The following is a 17,539-nucleotide window of genomic DNA, read 5'->3' as shown; positions in this document are numbered from 1 at the left end:
CAAAGAGCAACAGGCAGTGAAATAACTTATTATTATCTTTGATAACATAGGATTGAAATTTTTTTTTGAAAAAGAATTGCATCGCCCCCCAAGAAGGTATCGATATACGTACAGGAGAGGCCTCAGCACTAGCTGGTAGTAGATAACGCCATACACATGAAAGTATCAGTGATATTTTTTACAGCATGATTAATACTACATCGGTCTTCGCGGATTTGATAAAACTCACTAAAAATCTGCGCAGCCTCAGCTGACAGCGCTAAAAATATGCGTTGCTATCTTTAGCGTGTCATGAGAGAAAAAATTTTATGATTTCCTATCGCTGCCTCATCCTATGAGGATGAAAAAGCAGTTGAAGATCAGAGTCTGAGCAACAGCCAGTATGCCTGAAAACGCTAGAAGGTTATTAACAGAAAACTCAAGCTTACACTGATCATGTAAACTTCAAAAAATCTCTGGGTGACTATCTCAATTAACGCAACCATGAGGCCGGAAGGAGATGAGGCGAGGATGGGAAAGAGTTATAGCGCTTCATCGTATGATATATTGAGACACACCTATCAGCATTCACATCGCGGATAAGTGGCGAGTTTTGCGACTCACCAATCAACAATACTAATATTCTAATAAAGTTCTACCCCATTAACATAACCTATAAAAAGGATTGGTAACATCCATTACATTCAATATCTATTGTATATAGATCGATGCACAAACCGTTCATCGGCTCTTATTGGACTCGACTAATCATGTAAGTCAGTGAAACTGATATAGCCAAGAAATAAGAGAGACAAGAATTCATTGAATGTGCATTCGCACATTCAAAATATTACTCATAAAGCTACTTTGTAAAAATGAGGATCATCTGTCGCTGTTAAAAATTATGTTATCGGTTTAGATAACTTATTTCTCTCTATAATCGATTATTATGAAGTTAGATCTCATGAAAAACTGCGCACGCCAAAGACGATCAGCATGTTCTAATAAAACTTGATAAAAATATAATTCTTATGAAGAATGCAACAGAGCCATAATTCCTGACAAGAACATTCGAAGGCATCGGATGCACTGCCGATATCAACACAGTTTAGTCGGAAGTCAAATCTGCCAATCATTAGTGAAGATTTTTTGATTGATGCTGTTACTAGAATGTTTTTTGTTGACACCATATAAAATATATATGAAAAAAACAATATTGCTTTTTGGAATGCTGGGCTTAACCGGGTGTGCCGGACCTCGATACGCGGAACAATCGGCGACGACCTTAATTGATCACGGTGATTATACAGTAGATACATCTTATCCCTCCCAATCACAAAATGAACGCGTCCGATTTCTTATATTTCATTATACCGCTGTTGATGATAATGAATCCCTTCGGCTACTTACGCAGGGCAGCGTAAGCGCGCATTATCTTGTTCCTACCAATCACACCGAAATTCGCGGTAAGCCTGTGATTTTACAGTTAGTCCCGGAAAACAAGCGGGCCTGGCACGCAGGCGTCAGCAGCTGGGCTGGGCGCAATAATATTAACGATACGTCTATTGGCATTGAAATTGTTAATGACGGTTTTCATGAGGGACCCACTGGAAAACAGTGGATTACCTATCATAAAAAACAAACAGCGTTAGCAGCCGCACTGGCAAGAGATATTATTGCCCGTTACCACATTAAGCCACAGAACGTGCTGGCGCATAGCGATATTGCACCCTTGAGGAAAAGTGATCCTGGCCCCAGGTTTCCATGGTACGAATTGGCAAAGCGTGGCGTAGGGGCGTGGCCAGATGACGCCACTCTGAAAAAGCATTTACAAAGAAAACATCGCTGCTCTTCCGGCAGTGTTGCCCTGATCCAACAGGCGCTGGGCACCTACGGTTACACGATCCCACAAACGGGCACGTTGGATCAAGAGACACTACGCGTCATCAGCGCCTTTCAGATGCATTTTCGCCCCAGCAACTGTACGGGAGCTGCGGATAAGGAAACCGAGGCGATTGCTAAGGCGCTAGTAGAAAAATACTGCCATTCAACAGGTTTATTAAATGATATAAGCACTTAATTTATTTAAACGTAAATTATCATCAATCAAGGGCATGCTATATTGAATGAAGAAAGTTTATTACGCCTCTTTGGTAACCGATTAATCTATACAATTAAGAATATAGCATGAGGTATCATGAACTCAAACTTTTCACTTATGGAGTAGACCTCTAAGATATAAAGAATATATCTCGCTTCGGCAAATGCCGAAAAATCATCAATAACAGCATAACACTATTAACACGTGCTGACATCGTCTATCTAATTATTGATAGCAGATCATTATTAAAAGCTTTTTAGAGCCCAATAGAAAGTCCTGTTATATCGTATCAAAAAAATACAGAGAAAAATTTTTTATCTCGCACTGCGTTGCACTACATCTGTAATTATCTTTATCGATTTATTCCATAACAGTAGAAATCATGCATACACTGATCTGAATTTGATACAACACAAACTCAGGGACAATCCGGAGAGCGTCGGTTCATAGCATTTACGAGCGATTTTAGATATCTTTTACTTAGACGCTCCTCCTTTAAAAAAGACAAGACAATCTGTCCTAACAAAAACGCGCATCCTGTCGTACTATATATACACGTCTCCGATCGGTTGATGCGATCGTCTGAAGGACGGGAGTTGTCCCTAAATCAAGGGAGAGGTTGATGACCAAAGGATACTGCCTGAACTTGCTACAGCACTGAATATAAAATACTTCTAGGCAATCATCCTAGCCTGCCTGATTAGTGATACGCAGGAAGTGGCGCAGGAATCTTCAAAACACTTAATTGGATGAGGCTGTTAAAATACCTCATACTATTCGCACGGCATGGCAATAACGCCACTGGAAGTTAATGATTGAGAGACTCTAGTTTTTTCAAAAATGCGCGCGGTCTAGAAAGACTTTTATGGAGTGCCATAAGTCTCTTATAAGTCGAATTTTTTTTCCAGATAATGAATGCTGGTTCCGCCTTGCTGGAAACGATCATCATGCATGATCTTTAATTGCAAATCGATATTAGTTTTAATACCGTCGATAATGAGCTCCACAAGTGCATTTTTCATTCGGGCGATTGCCACCTCTCGGTTTTCCCCAAAACATATCAGCTTCCCGACCATAGAATCGTAGAATGGAGGCACCGAATACCCGGCGTAAAGATGCGATTCCCAGCGTACGCCCAAGCCACCCGGCGCGTGGAGTCGGGTGATTTTCCCTGAGCTTGGCAAGAAACTGATCGGATCTTCGGCATTGATACGGCATTCTACTGCATGCCCAAACACCTTTACATCTTCCTGTTGAAAAGATAGGGGTTCTCCAGAGGCAATACGTAGCTGTTCTTTGATTAGATCTACGCCGGTTATCATTTCAGTAACCGGGTGTTCGACTTGAATACGAGTATTCATCTCTATAAAAAAGAATTCGCCGTTTTCATACAGAAACTCAAAGGTGCCCGCGCCTCGATAGCCGATTTCAATACAAGCTTTGACGCAGCGCTCACCGATCAAGCGACGCAATGCTTCGGTAATTCCTACAGCCGGCGCCTCTTCTACCACTTTCTGATGACGTCGCTGCATGGAACAGTCGCGCTCCGCTAGGTAAAGTACGTTACCTTGACCATCAGCCAGAAGTTGAATTTCAATATGGCGTGGATTCTCAAGGTACTTTTCCATATAGACCGTATCATTGTTGAACGCGGCTTTCGCTTCCGTGCGAGTGACGAAAATAGAAGAACTTAGCTCTTTATCGCCACGCACCACACGCATCCCTCGCCCGCCGCCACCGCCGGTAGCCTTAATAATCACCGCATAACCGATACGGTTGGCGATAGCCCGATTTTCATTCATATCGGCCCCTAGGGGGCCGTCAGAACCGGGAATGCAGGGGATGCCAGCTTTTTTCATCGTGTTAATAGCCGCAACTTTATCGCCCATCAACCTAATGGTGTCCGCGCACGGCCCGATAAAGATGAAACCTGAACGCTCAACCTGCTCGGCAAAATCTGCGTTCTCCGACAGAAATCCATAGCCAGGGTGAATAGCCCTCGCGCCAGTAATCTCCGCTGCGGATATTATGGCGGGAATATTCAGGTAACTTTTTACTGATGCCGGCGGGCCGATACATATCGTCTCATCGGCTAATAGCACATGTTTCAGGTCACGGTCCGCAGTAGAATACACCGCTACGGTTTTTATGCCAAGTTCTTTGCACGCACGCAGAATCCGCAATGCAATTTCACCGCGGTTTGCAATGACTATTTTATCTAACATGTGGCGCCTCGTTATTCGATGACGACTAACGCCTCGTCGAATTCAACCGGTTGACCGTTGTACAGCAAGATAGCTTTTACTACACCTTCTTTATCTGATTCAATCTGGTTCATCATTTTCATCGCTTCCACGATACACAAGGTGTCACCAACATTAACCTTTTGACCGACCTCAACGAAAGGTTTTGCATCCGGGCTAGGAGTCCGATAGAAGATGCCCACCATCGGCGAGCGCACAAGGTGACCTCTCATAGTCTCCGGCACGGCGTTATCTACCTCTGCGACGGGAAGAGCTGGAGACTGCTGCTGTACGGCAGGGATATAAGCCTTTTGCATCATCGGGCAGGCCGCGCTCGCCGTAACACGACTGATACGCACTGATTCTGCACCTTCAGAAATTTCTAGCTCAGAAAGATCCGATTTTTCAACTAGCTCAATCAGTTTCTTGATCTTACGAATATCCATGAAAGGCTTCCATACTCTAATGCATTGGATGTAAATAGTCGTTTTTATTACCACTTGTCAAGCACGGTGCCGCTCATCTTCATCGAGACCGCATATCACGCTAACCGTAATATCGAAGAGAGCATAATCATACCCACAACTTCCCTCATGCGCATGTTAGAGCACTGCACCTTTGCGCACGAGATGTATAGTGATAACGGCACATTGCGGAGTGCTGCGCCGGCATGAGTCAATGTTACAGCTTAAATAACGATACGATCAATGAATGCATGTGTGACTTTAGACTGAATATGGCAGGGGGTACCCCTTATCTGTCGGCTCTCTTGCTCAGGTCCGCTATAATATCAGCGAGCATAATCTGCCTATATTTTCTTGATTCGGAGGTGCCGAGAAAATTCAAGCACTTTTTATTTCGCAGTGCACTGTAAAACTTAATGAGCATGCATGTAATGATGTATTTTCAACTTACGTTGCTCGGTAGAAAATAATTAACGGTAAACGATTGATCATCTTTTTGCTGATGTTGCGATTATACAATCGTGAGCTTCCATGGAATTAGGTCACGACGCATATTTGCGAAGAGTTTTCTGAGAATTATTCTAATAAAAAGAGGTTATAACCTTAATTCAATTAACCCTTTCTTTTCTCAAAAAGAAGAAGATATAGTTCATTCTTAAAGCTCATAATATGAGGGCATAATTTCTTTTCAAGAAAATTTGGTTGATTTTAATCAAAACTTTATTTAAAGAATAACATCATGAAAAAAAATCACTGAATAGCATATCGCTATTCATCACTATTCTCGAATCTAAATCATAACTTCAAGTTAGCGTGTTTTTTTTAACGCATTGTGTGCTTAATAATACATTATGTGCTCAATATAGTAAAAATCGCTCTACACAACTCTTCATAGCATAATAAATGAAAATAAACAAGATAAGACGTTCGGAACGGATAGGATCTTTTCCTGCTATGATGTGCAGGCGAGAAGTATAGTCTGATTATCAGTAGTTTATGAAGAAATAAACAATTTTTAATGGCGAAAAGATCAAGGCGCAAGTTTCAGTGTATAAAACAGTCAAAGTCCAGACAATCGATAAACGGTTTACTCTCAAAAAACATTCAACTGCATGAGAAGTATTATGTAAGCACCGGTTGCTGTTCTGCTTCTGTGTAAATTATTAAAATATGGCGGAGAGACAGGGATTTGAACCCTGGAAGGGATTTCTCCCTTAACGGTTTTCGAGACCGCCCCGTTCAGCCTCTCCGGCATCTCTCCTTTATTTTAATATTGACATCATGCCTTTTTTAAAGAATTTTAATAGTACTCAATCCCTCATGTGATGCAACTAATTGACTACTTAAGCAACATGCTATTCTCATAAGAATAGCAAAAAAAGCACGCATGCCATATAGCTTTCTTGCTACGTAGGGCTAGCAAGCGGTGTCGATTCCTCTGCTTCACCTTCCTTGAGAACGCTTGAACAATAAAATACTGTTCTTTGAACAATTAGCTAATCTTTAAGGCTTCTTTATCCGCTTTTACCATTAGCATCTCCCTCTTGGAATTCATGACTATAGCGTATAGCACAAAAAATGTGTGCATTTTGACCTTTTCCCTGGATACAGGTCGAGCCAGATCGTAACATGAGCGACAGCGTAAAGTCATCTAGCATCGCTTCCTTTTATCTGGAGATGACAATCATTCATTCAGCTACAGCTTTGCATAATTCCGCTACTGCATACCATTATTCGTTGACATACCCCACACATCAGACTATAATTTTTTCTCATTATAGCCATTCCTCTGTAGTTCAGTCGGTAGAACGGCGGACTGTTAATCCGTATGTCACTGGTTCGAGTCCAGTCAGAGGAGCCAAAAATTATAAAAAGCACCGCTCAGCACATCTAAAATAGAACTTTGCTCTAGCTGATTTCTAACAGTTGCTTCAGATCAAAATATAGTCCTCTACATCGACTTTCTAAACCATCAAGCGTTATACTTATATACCTGCTCTTATGAATCTCAGAAAAGACAAACTGCTTTATCTCACCCATGCCGCTGTCGCATGAGATCTCATCTTGACAATCCTGCTCTGTCTAGATCTGAATCTACGCACTACATTGATAGCATGCAGCTCTTGTATTCAAAAAATGCATTTACACGTTAGTCATGAGACTACTTTCAGCGTTGAAGCTGTATCTTTACTAGTTTATGCTTCTCAAGCTAGACGTATTTGTTGATCTCAGGTTTCTTCTCGAGAAAGAAAATGCTCTTCTCTCTGCTAATAAATACTCCAGGTATAGAAATAGTAACGCTATCATCTAGCGTAAGGCTATTCTTCTTTTTTTGTTGAATAAATAAATTTGCTAGAGGGTACGATAGCTAGCAGAGCTATTTTTCACGATTAAAGAAGGTGTTCGAAATATCTAATTGCATCATCTGATTTCTCTCTACTGACCATTATACTCAGCTCTTTTGATTATGCACATCATAGTCATGCGAAATGCTATAACCATGCATATTTGCTTTAAATTAGAATATAAACGTGTTAAGAACATAAATTTTTTATAAAAACCTTCTTTCCCTGGTAATCACGACTGTTTCTTCGGTACTTATTTTTAAACGTTTTGATGCGCTCACAGTGCATAGTCACGCGTATCATTAATCGTTGTCAGTCATCGCCTTCCTGATTGCTGGTGCGTTATAGTTTATTAAAAACATAACGCCTAGGCAGACATCTATCTGCTGTACAATCAATCGACACAGATAACTGTATATGTCGCCCCATTTACTGCCAAAGCTAACTAAGATTATTTTCTGCATTTTTCGATACTCGCTGCCAAATTTTAACGTTTTAAAGTTAAAGCTGCATGGATTTTCTCGCTTACGAAAGTAACGATTAGAGATATTTCTTATGCAACGCCTCTGCACCGCGTTTTACGCTCGCCATCAACGTGAGTCATCAACGGCCATTATAGACTCTAAGTTTTAGCATTGTTCTAGATGAGAGGTATTTTTTATTGTTTCAAAGCGCAATCCAAACGTATATTACTTTTAACGAAATATGTAGCTCCTGAAAAAGCATCATAAACAGGTAGTAATTTATCGCGATCTGTCTGCAAAAAAAGTTACATGCATGTCTCGCAGGCACGCCCTAGTAAGACGGACGCAATGGCCCACTAGACAGTAGTACCGAGCAGCATTTTCCGGCTACATAAGCAGAAAGTTATCATAGCACAACAGTTTTGAGCAATTCTCGAATCATCGGACGCTGATCGCTGCTTTGCAACCATACCGCATACAACGGGCGCATGATTGTTAGCACATCGCTTACGGGCCTTAAATCGGGAAACCTAGAGGCCCAATGACTGGGTAAAAACGCGCAGGCGGTCGTAACTTGCAATAGCTGTCGAGTTAATTGAGCTGAGGTAGTAGTGACGAGCGGCGCATGCTGATTAAGTTGTAGACGATTTTCGTGGGTATGAAAATCAGCCCCCCATTCAAGCTGTATATAAGGCCGCCTGTTTTTTACCGGTTCGTTGCTATTCATATTGGCGAATAACGTCAGGGAAAAACAACCTAGCTGCTGGCTAGTTAACTCCTCCATTTTCGGCGCTTCGGTAGTGATCAATAAATCTAGCTGACGTTCGTGTAGCTCTTTTATTAGCCCCTGTCGCAGAGCAACGCGCGCCTCCAGCTGAAGATCTGGCCACTGTTTATAAAGATTTCTCAGCCAATCTACTAACCACGCTTCCCATAGAGATGCGCTAGCACCAATTGAAAGCGTATTATGCTGCAGAGAACGGATCACTTCCTGCTTGGCGACATGCCAGGTCATCATTAGATTTTCGGCATAAGGCAATAAACGTTCGCCTGCTGCGGTTAGGCGAATGTTATTTCTATGACGAGTAAACACGCTCACTCCTAGTTGGTTTTCTAGCTGGCGTATACGAAAGCTGACCGCTGATTGTGTTAGATAGAGAGCTTCCGCTGCTCGCCCGAAATGTCGGGTGCGGCTGACCTCTAAGAATGTTTTCAGTAATTCAGTATCCACGTCACTCTCCAAAATAATTACTTCGTAATGATTAAAGTATTTCGTTCTATAGCAAGTCAACCCTAACTAACGCTCCGCGCCATTACACATCATGGCTTTTTTTAGAGAAGGAATGAGCAACATGCCAGGCAGTTTTACTTCTAATCGTTATTTTTATAACAACATCATCCTCGCGGCTTCTTCTGATATCGTCATTTCACTATGCGGAAAGCAAAATTATTAGAGCGTCGCAGTCATGTGTACAATAAGCTAAACAGCGGAAAATGGGAGCCCGTAACTGATGACGCAGAGCAGATTTTTGCAGTGTGCTACCGCACACTTTAACCCTACCATGTACATGAGAAAGTTTAGTTCAAATACATACAGCATATTTTCTGACCAAAATGTTTTAATATTCTTCCCGGAAGGAAAGCACAGAAAAGTGCAGTAGAAGAGAATACTGACACCTAAAAGCAATACATGTAGAAACTACGACCCCCTTTGCTCTAACTACGATGCCTACCGAACCTACAACTCATTCATCATGCAGTCGAGGATCCCTCTCATTACTTAGCTGTAGAACATCTCCACTTCAAGAGAGACCATTTTCAGGCAAGGCTGATACTTTTGGAGAAAGATAAAAGGGAGCGTATTCTTCAGAGAAGGGAGCAATCTTAGCACCTCACCTCCGGTTAATAATTTTACGCAGCCTTATATAAGTAGCCGGCTGTCCTTTGACCCAAGAAACCGCCAGTTATTAGCCCGTAAGTAATCTCAACGCTCTCTTTCTCTTTTCTAATACTCAGATTTTCTACTCTGCGAATCACTTGAAATTGCGTGCTAATAATTATTTTATAGAGGAAAAATAATTCCTCATCTCACTGCTGAGAAAAGAAATCATTTATTTTTATTTAACGGGGCTTTGTAATGTGCGGGTATCTTGTCATTGCTATGACAAAACGCAACCCAGACATGCTTAAAAGATGGCTTGATCAAAGCCATCGCCAATAGCATTAGGGGTGCTACTATGCGATCAATCTGCAGAAATCAGTGTATGTAAGAATATACAACCCCAGACAGTCTTTTGCTGATAGTCTAGATTTCTCGATCACCGACACAGCTAGGATATACATCCCTCTTTACTAGCAAGAGTCAAACAAGTCCTATCCTAAGGCGCACGTACGTAATGTCGCTGCCTGTTGAGGTTTTGATACTTACATGCGCTGCCCGCTTACCCTAGGTGCATGAAGAGTAGTTCAGTAAACGCATCCGTAGCTCCAGAAGTTTAACAATCGAGTCCGTGCAGACACCTACACAATCTCAGCGAACAACTGAGAAATCTGTTTATCACTCATGGGTTTTTATGATAACGATATTTGAAACTGATTATTCAGTAAATAACTAATGCATTTTGAAATTTTATTCACTATATAAAACATATAGTTACATCACTCAAGTTATTATTATTCAATTATCACTAAAATTTTTGATTTATTTAATAACGACTCGTTTTTGCCATGCAAAGGCAATAGCGAAAGTGACGACGTTTAACCGGTGTGGGTTCTTATAAATATCTTTATATCGCCCACATCATGTCGCAATATCCTTACTCCGCATGACGACGTCATGGACTTTTATTGATTTAAGAAATTTTTTGAGTAAATATAGTTTTTTATTCCTCTTAATACGATAGATATATTTTTCTTATACATCACTACATGAGTACAAGGGGGTTTATAAAACACCTTAGCATGAAACATATAAATACTATCCGTGCCATGAACTAAAGCTGATTTTCTTATGAGATCATCAGTATAAAGCAGCCATGTTCAGTTATCTTTTACCTCAAAGAAGGCTATAGTGTTTCTACTATAAAACTATACAATAGGACATGAGTCTGACTTTAAGCAGGAGTCTCTTTATAGCCTGCTCTAAGCAGCCATGATGCAGTGCATCAGAACAGCATGCAAGCTGCTCTCACATGCCTGCGCAGTATCGCGTCCATCTAAATCATGCATTTTTATATCAATGATTCATCATTGTTTTGCTAATTACTTTCCTCGATAGCGATAAATAGGCTAGAGCTCTTCACGCACAGATTACCCTTCTAGCATTGACGGCTTAATATTGAATAAACATTATATAACTCCATCTACAGGGATTAGGAGACGACGCAAGGTAATCCCACTGCTTCAGGATTAATAAAAAAACTTGATGTGAAGATGACTGCAGGAAAAGTCCTGGGTCATGGGGTTGTCTATGACCCCTTAAAGAGGAGCATCCAGCACAATTAATTATTCACAACTTAGCTTTGCTAAGTACAATATGGCTATCCTCGCAAAGGGGCAGCGGAAAACACCTGTCAAATCAACTCTTCTTCGCCTATAGAAGGCGTTGCGTTTGGCCTGAGTAGTTGCACGTTTACGAAAAAGTTTAAAGGGGTTATAAAATTTCAAAAAAAATACTAGCTTTGCAGCATTATTTTTCAATCAGCATAACATAATTTTGGCTTATAAGCGATTTAAGAATTGCTAAGGGATATTAAACGCATCATACAGTCCCACAGATCGCGCTTAAACGGGTTGCTAATTTTCTAAACCTTGATATCAGGGCATTGTTTGTTCTGCCCTAGATACGCAATATAACTCAATATATTACGTCACCAGAATTCCATAGCGCAATTCTTCGTATACTATACCGTATGCTCATGCTATGCTTCTACTTCAGTCCGGAACAGCAGGGTGATTAGCTCCTACTTTAGGCTGTTATTCTGGGTAGAAATGAGTAGAAAGACACCCTGTTCACTAATTGTTTCGCTAAAGTTTATTGAGAGGGCTCTTGCGTAAAGCTACTTATAAATATCTGCATTTTTTCAACAATAATTTAGGGATCTGACCGTCATAAGCCAGATCTCAGCACGCAAAAAGCGATAGTTAAACGCTTCCCTGATATTGAGAAAGAACAACGCAGTATGCCTAGGGAATATAAAATGTGCTTATTAGCCTCATAGCGGACATTGTTGTCTCTAACGCACGAGAAAGCACATCTGATGAATGTTGTCTATGCCGTAACACTACCTTTGCGAGTAATCCCAGTATTAATTGATAGTCAAAGTGCTCATGAAAGTACTAGCGCAAGACTCTTGAGTATGAAAACTCAAGCTATATGCGATAGATGAGGCCCTAACAATCTAAGATTGCAAAGATTTTAACTCGGTTCATCTCTCATGGAACCACCTATGGTAGGTGCGTTATAAAATGACTACTAAATTATAGAGTACTTGTAGTATCAGCAGCTCGTGCCGTAAGCTACTAAGAACATCCTCTTCTCTAGGCGCCGTCATCAACCTGGTAACAGCTTTAATAAATTCACTGCGCGAAGAAGACATTAGTGTGTGCTACATGAGCTAAATTGAGAACACTTTTCATGGCCTTTACTTAAGCATATGGCGTACATATGGGCCACTATAAACGGCATTTACATACCCTGTACATATAAAGTTTTTCTATCAAACCGGCATAGTTCCCGGACCTCTTCAGGGGCTGTGGTACTTTCCCCGCATAGCGCCATATAGTCACCACAGGGGTATACGTAAAAACAGTTTTGTTATATCTTCCTGCTGAGCTCTATTGTGAGCGATAGTATACTTTTCGTTCCGTAGGCAAGGTACAGATTATTCCTGAAATTAGAAAGGACAACACGTGTATCACCGCACCTCTGGAAAAACTACATGTGAAACGGATTACATCCAGCAGCGAAAGTAAACGAACGATTAGATGGCGCTATTTTAGACACTGCATTCGCATATAGCAAGGTATCTGTATCATCAGCTATGGGCATACAGAAATCCTGGCTACTACTCGCCACTCCGCCTACAGCTCCTGAGCATCCTTTTTTGCGAGGCGCATGATTGATCTTCATCAGCATCTCTTGTGTTAAGGATGCCATAAGCGGATTTGAAGTTGCGCGAAACTTGAAGGTATCAACTATTAGAACACCCGGCAATAGATGCCGACTTAAAGCTTGCATAAGGTCGCGGGAACGACTGGAACGCTTTACGTTGACCCTCTCTACTTTGTTTCAGCTGCGATAAAAATAATAAAAACAAAAATGTCCTTAAACGACGAGAGCGGAAGACTGATTATAGTGCGAAATACGCTTTCAAGCTCTTAATTGTCAAGCGTTACGGTGTTCTATTGCTCCTGGCGCACCAGAGAGGTCGGTTGAGCTACGCTAAATTTGTTGAATAAAATAGAAGTATCTGATTCCATGATAGAATAAAGGAGTAAATGCTGATCATTTTTAGCGTGCTCTGTTTTTCGCCAAAGAAAGGAATCAGCTAATTGAACCGAAGATATAACATCTTTTTATTGAAAAAAGCTTTTCTGAGCAGCGTCACGATACCTAAAAAAGGGGGATATCTTCCCAGAAGATTTTTTCTTCAGCGAAGATGTTAACGACTCAAATTACATATAGCTCTTCAAAAAACCCCGGATTAATTACTAAATCAATGATGTTTTAACAGTATAAGAATGCTTATGATAAGAAACGTTATACTGGGTAGTAATGCCCCGAATACTGGCGGTATGTTGTAGACCAAACTTAACGACCCAAATAGTTGATCTAGAATATAAAAACAGAAACCGAAACCGATCCCCCTGAGAACCCTCACACCCATAGATACACAGCGTAGCGGGCCAAAAATAAAAGACAGTGCCATAAACATCATCACCGCCACTGAGAATGGTGAAAAAATCTTGCTCCACATCTTTAGCTGGTAACGGTTAACTTCCTGGCCACTCTTCTTAAGATAATTGACATAATCATAGAGCCCTGAAATGGATAACGCATTCGGGTCAAGCGCGACAACCGCTAGTTTCTCAGGTGTCAAGTTCGTTTTCCATTCGCCGCTCAGGCTTTTCCGACCGATGATCTGTTTTTGATTGGTTAAATCAGACTCCTCTACCTGAGACAACGCCCAGCGGCCGTTACTGAACGTAGCTCTTGCAGCATAGCGCAATGACTTTAGCCGCTGGGTATTATCAAAGCGATAAATATTAATGCCGGCTAGCTCATGACTTTTAACTACCCTCTCAATAAAAACAAAATCATGACCGTCTTTCGCCCAAAGCCCGTTTTGAATTGAGAACATAGACCCACCGTAAATCGTCTGGGTACGGTAGCTATAGGCTATTTTCTCTCCTGCAGGTGCTACCCATTCACTTATGGCCATAGTAAAAAGCACCAGTGGAATAGCGGTTTTCATCACTGAGCATCCCAGCTGGACTCGGCTGAAACCAGATGCCTGCATCACTACCAATTCACTACCGTTAGCCAGAGAACCCAGCCCTAGCAAACTGCCGAGCAAAGTCGCCATCGGAAAAAAGTTCTCGATATCCTTTGGTGCACTCAAGAGAGTAAACATGGCCGCACCTAGCACCGAGTAGCCCCCCCGACCTACTTTTCGCAGTTGCTCGACAAATTTAATGATGCCTGAAAGCGAAACCAGTATGAACAGGGTCATCATGATTGTATTGAAAATCGTTTTACCAATATAGCGATCTAATACGCCAAGCATTAGGCTACACCTCTTGCATGTAATAGCCCACGAAGACTTCGTGCCGGTACGCTGTCCCATATATTGAGCATAAATGCCAGCACCAGGTAGGCCCCATTAATTACCCACATCCACAACATCGGGTCAAGCTTACCCATGGCTCCGTTAGTACGTAGTGAGGTTTGCAGTAGGAAAAAAATAAGATGCAGGAACATTGCGGGCAGCATACGGATAAACCGGTCCTGCCGTGGGTTGACAACCGACATCGGCACCACTGTCATCGACATAATTAACACCGACACTACCAGCGTGAGACGCCAGTGCAACTCGGCACGCAACGAGGGCTCTGTCGAGTGCCAAAGCTGCCTCAACGTCATTTGCTCTGCACAAATATTGTGCACTGCCACAACCCGATGACCAAGCACTGCCTGATATTGCCTAAATTCAGTAATACGAAAATTACGAAGCAGGGCGGTCCCCTCATAGCGCGTCCCCTGATATAGCATCATGACTTGAGATCCGTCCGCCCTCTGGATTATATGGCCGCGGGCCGCGATGAAGACGGAAGCGTGTGCATGACTGTTCGGCTTAAGTTGGGCTAGAAACACATTTTCAACTCCTGCATCTTTAACAGTACCGACGAACAGAACTGCATTACCATTCTCCGCTGGTTGGAATTTTCCCTCAACGAGGGCGGCCATGCTAGGGTTGGCCTTGGCTTGTGACATAACCCGCTCCTGATAGCGCGACGACCAGGGTGACAGCCATATTACATTCACTGCTGCGACTATCGAGGTCATCAAACTCAGCCACAATGCAGCACGGATCAAGATGCTTTTACCCAGACCACAGGCATGCATAACTGTAATTTCGCTTGCAGTGTACATACGGCTCAGCGTCATTAATAACCCCAAGAAAAGACTCAGGGGAAGGATCAATTGTGCCATTTCCGGGACGCCTGAGCTGAGCAAAGATAAAATCAATTTTATCGGAATACGCCCATCCACCGCCGCACCTAAAATTTTTACCAGCTTTTGACAGAAAAAAATCAACAACAGGATGCATAGTATAGCAAGCTGACTTTTAAATGTCTCACGAACCAGATATCTAGTGATGATCACGCTTATTTCGCCTGTGAAAACTTGTCTTTTAGCAGGAATATCGATATTTTAATCGCTCACACATCATAGATGTATATCAGATCGCCACCGTTTATCTGTTAGATCGCATATAAAAACGTGCAGCATTCAGGGGACTGATAAAACGCACTACTTTTCAAAAAAAGAGCATCTTGTCGTCATTCAGAATAACACATCGCATGCATACAAAAGCAGGATATGATTGGAAGCTCTATTTTATCCCGCAAAATCGTCTTTGTCTTTAAGAATCAGGAGAATACATGGAGTTTAGTATAAAAATCGGTAGCCCGGAAAAACAATGCAGTGCCTGCATGGTTGTCGGGGTTTTTGAACCACGCCGTCTATCCCCGAGCGCCGAACAGCTCGATATAATCAGCGATGGCTATATCAGTTCCCTGCTACTCCGTGGTGAACTGGAAGGTAGATTCGGGCAAACGCTACTGCTGCATCATGTCCCGAATGTCTTTTCCGAACGTATATTGCTTATCGGCTGCGGTAAAGAACCCCAGCTAGATGAACGCCAGTATAAGAAGGTGATCAAAAAAACAATCAATGTGCTCAATGATACCGGCTCCATAGAGGCCCTCTATTTTTTGACTGAGCTCCACGTCAATGGGCGTAATACCTACTGGAAAGTACGTCAGGCAGTGGAAACAACGCAAGAAACGCTGTATACCTTCAATCAGCTAAAAAGTAATAACACCGAGTCGCTTCGACCCCTGAAAAAAATAGTGTTCAATGTACCTACACGCCGGGCATTGACTAGCGGCGCATGTGCAATTGTGCATAGTCTAGCGATCGCCGACGGCATTAAAACTGCTAAAGATTTAGGCAATATGCCGCCAAATATTTGCAATGCTGCTTATCTCGCCTCACTGGCCCGTCAGTTAGCTGACGGCCAGAGTAAAAATACTACAACGCGAGTCATAGGCGAACAGCAGATGAAAGAGCTGGGTATGAACGCCTATCTAGCAGTAGGGCAGGGATCTATCAATGAATCGCTCATGTCCGTTATTGAGTATAGAAACAGCCCTAACCCTGAAGCGAGGCCAATTGTGCTAGTGGGTAAAGGACTAACCTTCGACGCCGGTGGTATTTCCATCAAGCCCGCGGATAGGATGGATGAAATGAAATACGACATGTGCGGCGCCGCGACGGTATACGCTGTAATGTCTATCGTAGCGGCGCTTAAACTGCCGTTGAATCTCGTCGGAGTGTTAGCCGGGTGCGAAAATATGATCAGCAGTCGTGCATTGCGGCCAGGCGATGTGTTAACCACACTTTCCGGCCAAACAGTGGAAGTATTAAACACTGACGCTGAGGGCCGATTGGTTCTTTGTGACGTTCTTACCTATATCGAGCGTTTTAATCCGGAGATAGTCATCGATATCGCAACGTTGACTGGCGCCTGCGTTATTGCACTCGGAGATCATGTAACGGGGCTGATGTCGAATCATACGCCACTAGTTCATGAGCTTATCGATGCCGGTGAAAAAGCGAGCGACCGAGCTTGGCGTTTACCATTGGGGGATGAGTTTCAAGAACAGCTGGAGTCTAATGTCGCTGATATGGCGAACATTGGCGGGCGATCTGGCGGTGCAATTACTGCGGGATGCTTCCTGTCACGTTTCACGAAAAAATATCATTGGGCGCACCTGGACATCGCCGGCACTGCCTGGAGTTCCGGTAAAGCTAAGGGTTCTACAGGACGTCCGGTGGCGATGCTTGCTCAATTTTTAATTAACCGTACTGCACCTCAACAACATGCTTTAGTCGAATTTGCAGAAAAAAATGTTCCTTTTCCTGAAGGAAATACGCCACCCTCCTTGCGGTAGTCTACTTACTTTACCGCGGATGCCGTCTTTTTTAAAAATTATTAAAACAGCATTTTCTAATAATTAAATCAACGCACTTTCATGTAGATTAGCATATTCCCTTTAGGGAAAAGAAAACGCGATGAGTTAGCTCTTTCTGTATGTAAAGGAAGCCTTCCCTGTTGACGACGTCCTTGTCTACATGCTTGCTGAAAAAGCATTT

Annotated in this window: 7 protein-coding genes and 2 tRNA genes; 3 read left to right on the top strand and 6 right to left on the bottom strand. The window is 42.3% G+C overall.

Annotated elements, in window-relative coordinates:
- Positions 1-1,180: 1,180 nt before the first annotated feature.
- Positions 1,181-2,059 (top strand): N-acetylmuramoyl-L-alanine amidase, encoded by an 879-nt coding sequence (locus A359_RS00230; RefSeq protein ID WP_044104662.1) that lies wholly within the window; start codon positions 1,181-1,183, stop codon positions 2,057-2,059.
- A 905-nt stretch (positions 2,060-2,964) separates the two neighbouring features.
- Here the strand turns inward: A359_RS00230 and accC are convergent.
- From accC to A359_RS00215, 3 genes are all read right to left on the bottom strand, one after another.
- Positions 2,965-4,305 (bottom strand): acetyl-CoA carboxylase biotin carboxylase subunit, encoded by a 1,341-nt coding sequence (gene accC / locus A359_RS00225; RefSeq protein ID WP_014887759.1) that lies wholly within the window; start codon positions 4,303-4,305, stop codon positions 2,965-2,967.
- An 11-nt stretch (positions 4,306-4,316) separates the two neighbouring features.
- Positions 4,317-4,769 (bottom strand): acetyl-CoA carboxylase biotin carboxyl carrier protein, encoded by a 453-nt coding sequence (gene accB / locus A359_RS00220; protein WP_014887758.1) that lies wholly within the window; start codon positions 4,767-4,769, stop codon positions 4,317-4,319.
- Positions 4,770-5,958: 1,189 nt separating this feature from the next.
- Positions 5,959-6,048 (bottom strand) — tRNA-Ser (locus tag A359_RS00215).
- A 524-nt stretch (positions 6,049-6,572) separates the two neighbouring features.
- Here A359_RS00215 and A359_RS00210 point away from each other — a divergent pair.
- A tRNA-Asn gene (locus A359_RS00210) sits at positions 6,573-6,648 on the top strand.
- Positions 6,649-8,002: 1,354 nt separating this feature from the next.
- Here the strand turns inward: A359_RS00210 and hdfR are convergent.
- From hdfR to lptF, 3 genes are all read right to left on the bottom strand, one after another.
- Positions 8,003-8,827 carry an HTH-type transcriptional regulator HdfR gene (gene hdfR, locus A359_RS00205; RefSeq protein WP_014887754.1) on the bottom strand — a complete coding sequence of 275 codons (825 nt, stop codon included), beginning with the start codon at positions 8,825-8,827 and terminating at the stop codon, positions 8,003-8,005.
- A 4,486-nt stretch (positions 8,828-13,313) separates the two neighbouring features.
- Positions 13,314-14,384 carry an LPS export ABC transporter permease LptG gene (gene lptG / locus A359_RS00195; RefSeq protein ID WP_014887752.1) on the bottom strand — a complete coding sequence of 357 codons (1,071 nt, stop codon included), beginning with the start codon at positions 14,382-14,384 and terminating at the stop codon, positions 13,314-13,316.
- Positions 14,384-15,484, bottom strand: a complete 1,101-nt coding sequence (lptF, locus tag A359_RS00190; protein ID WP_014887751.1) for an LPS export ABC transporter permease LptF — start codon at positions 15,482-15,484, stop codon at positions 14,384-14,386. Before lptF ends, lptG begins: the two co-directional genes overlap by 1 nt.
- A 278-nt stretch (positions 15,485-15,762) precedes the next feature.
- Here lptF and pepA point away from each other — a divergent pair, with 278 nt between their 5' ends.
- Complete coding sequence (gene pepA, locus A359_RS00185; protein WP_014887750.1) at positions 15,763-17,337, top strand: leucyl aminopeptidase; 1,575 nt, start codon at positions 15,763-15,765, stop codon at positions 17,335-17,337.
- Positions 17,338-17,539 lie beyond the last annotated feature (202 nt).

The organism is secondary endosymbiont of Ctenarytaina eucalypti (assembly GCF_000287335.1).
Lineage (GTDB): Bacteria > Pseudomonadota > Gammaproteobacteria > Enterobacterales > Enterobacteriaceae.
The sequence above is the reverse complement of the archived record's forward strand: the minus strand, read 5'-3'. Positions and strand labels throughout refer to the sequence as shown.

Excerpts from the sequence above, each read along its gene's own strand:
- pepA (WP_014887750.1), top strand. The coding sequence starts at position 15,763 with ATGGAGTTTAGTATAAAAATCGGTAGCCCGGAAAAACAATGCAGTGCC.
- accC (WP_014887759.1), bottom strand. The coding sequence starts at position 4,305 with ATGTTAGATAAAATAGTCATTGCAAACCGCGGTGAAATTGCATTGCGG.
- A359_RS00230 (WP_044104662.1), top strand. The coding sequence starts at position 1,181 with ATGAAAAAAACAATATTGCTTTTTGGAATGCTGGGCTTAACCGGGTGT.
- lptG (WP_014887752.1), bottom strand. The coding sequence starts at position 14,384 with ATGCTTGGCGTATTAGATCGCTATATTGGTAAAACGATTTTCAATACA.
- accB (WP_014887758.1), bottom strand. The coding sequence starts at position 4,769 with ATGGATATTCGTAAGATCAAGAAACTGATTGAGCTAGTTGAAAAATCG.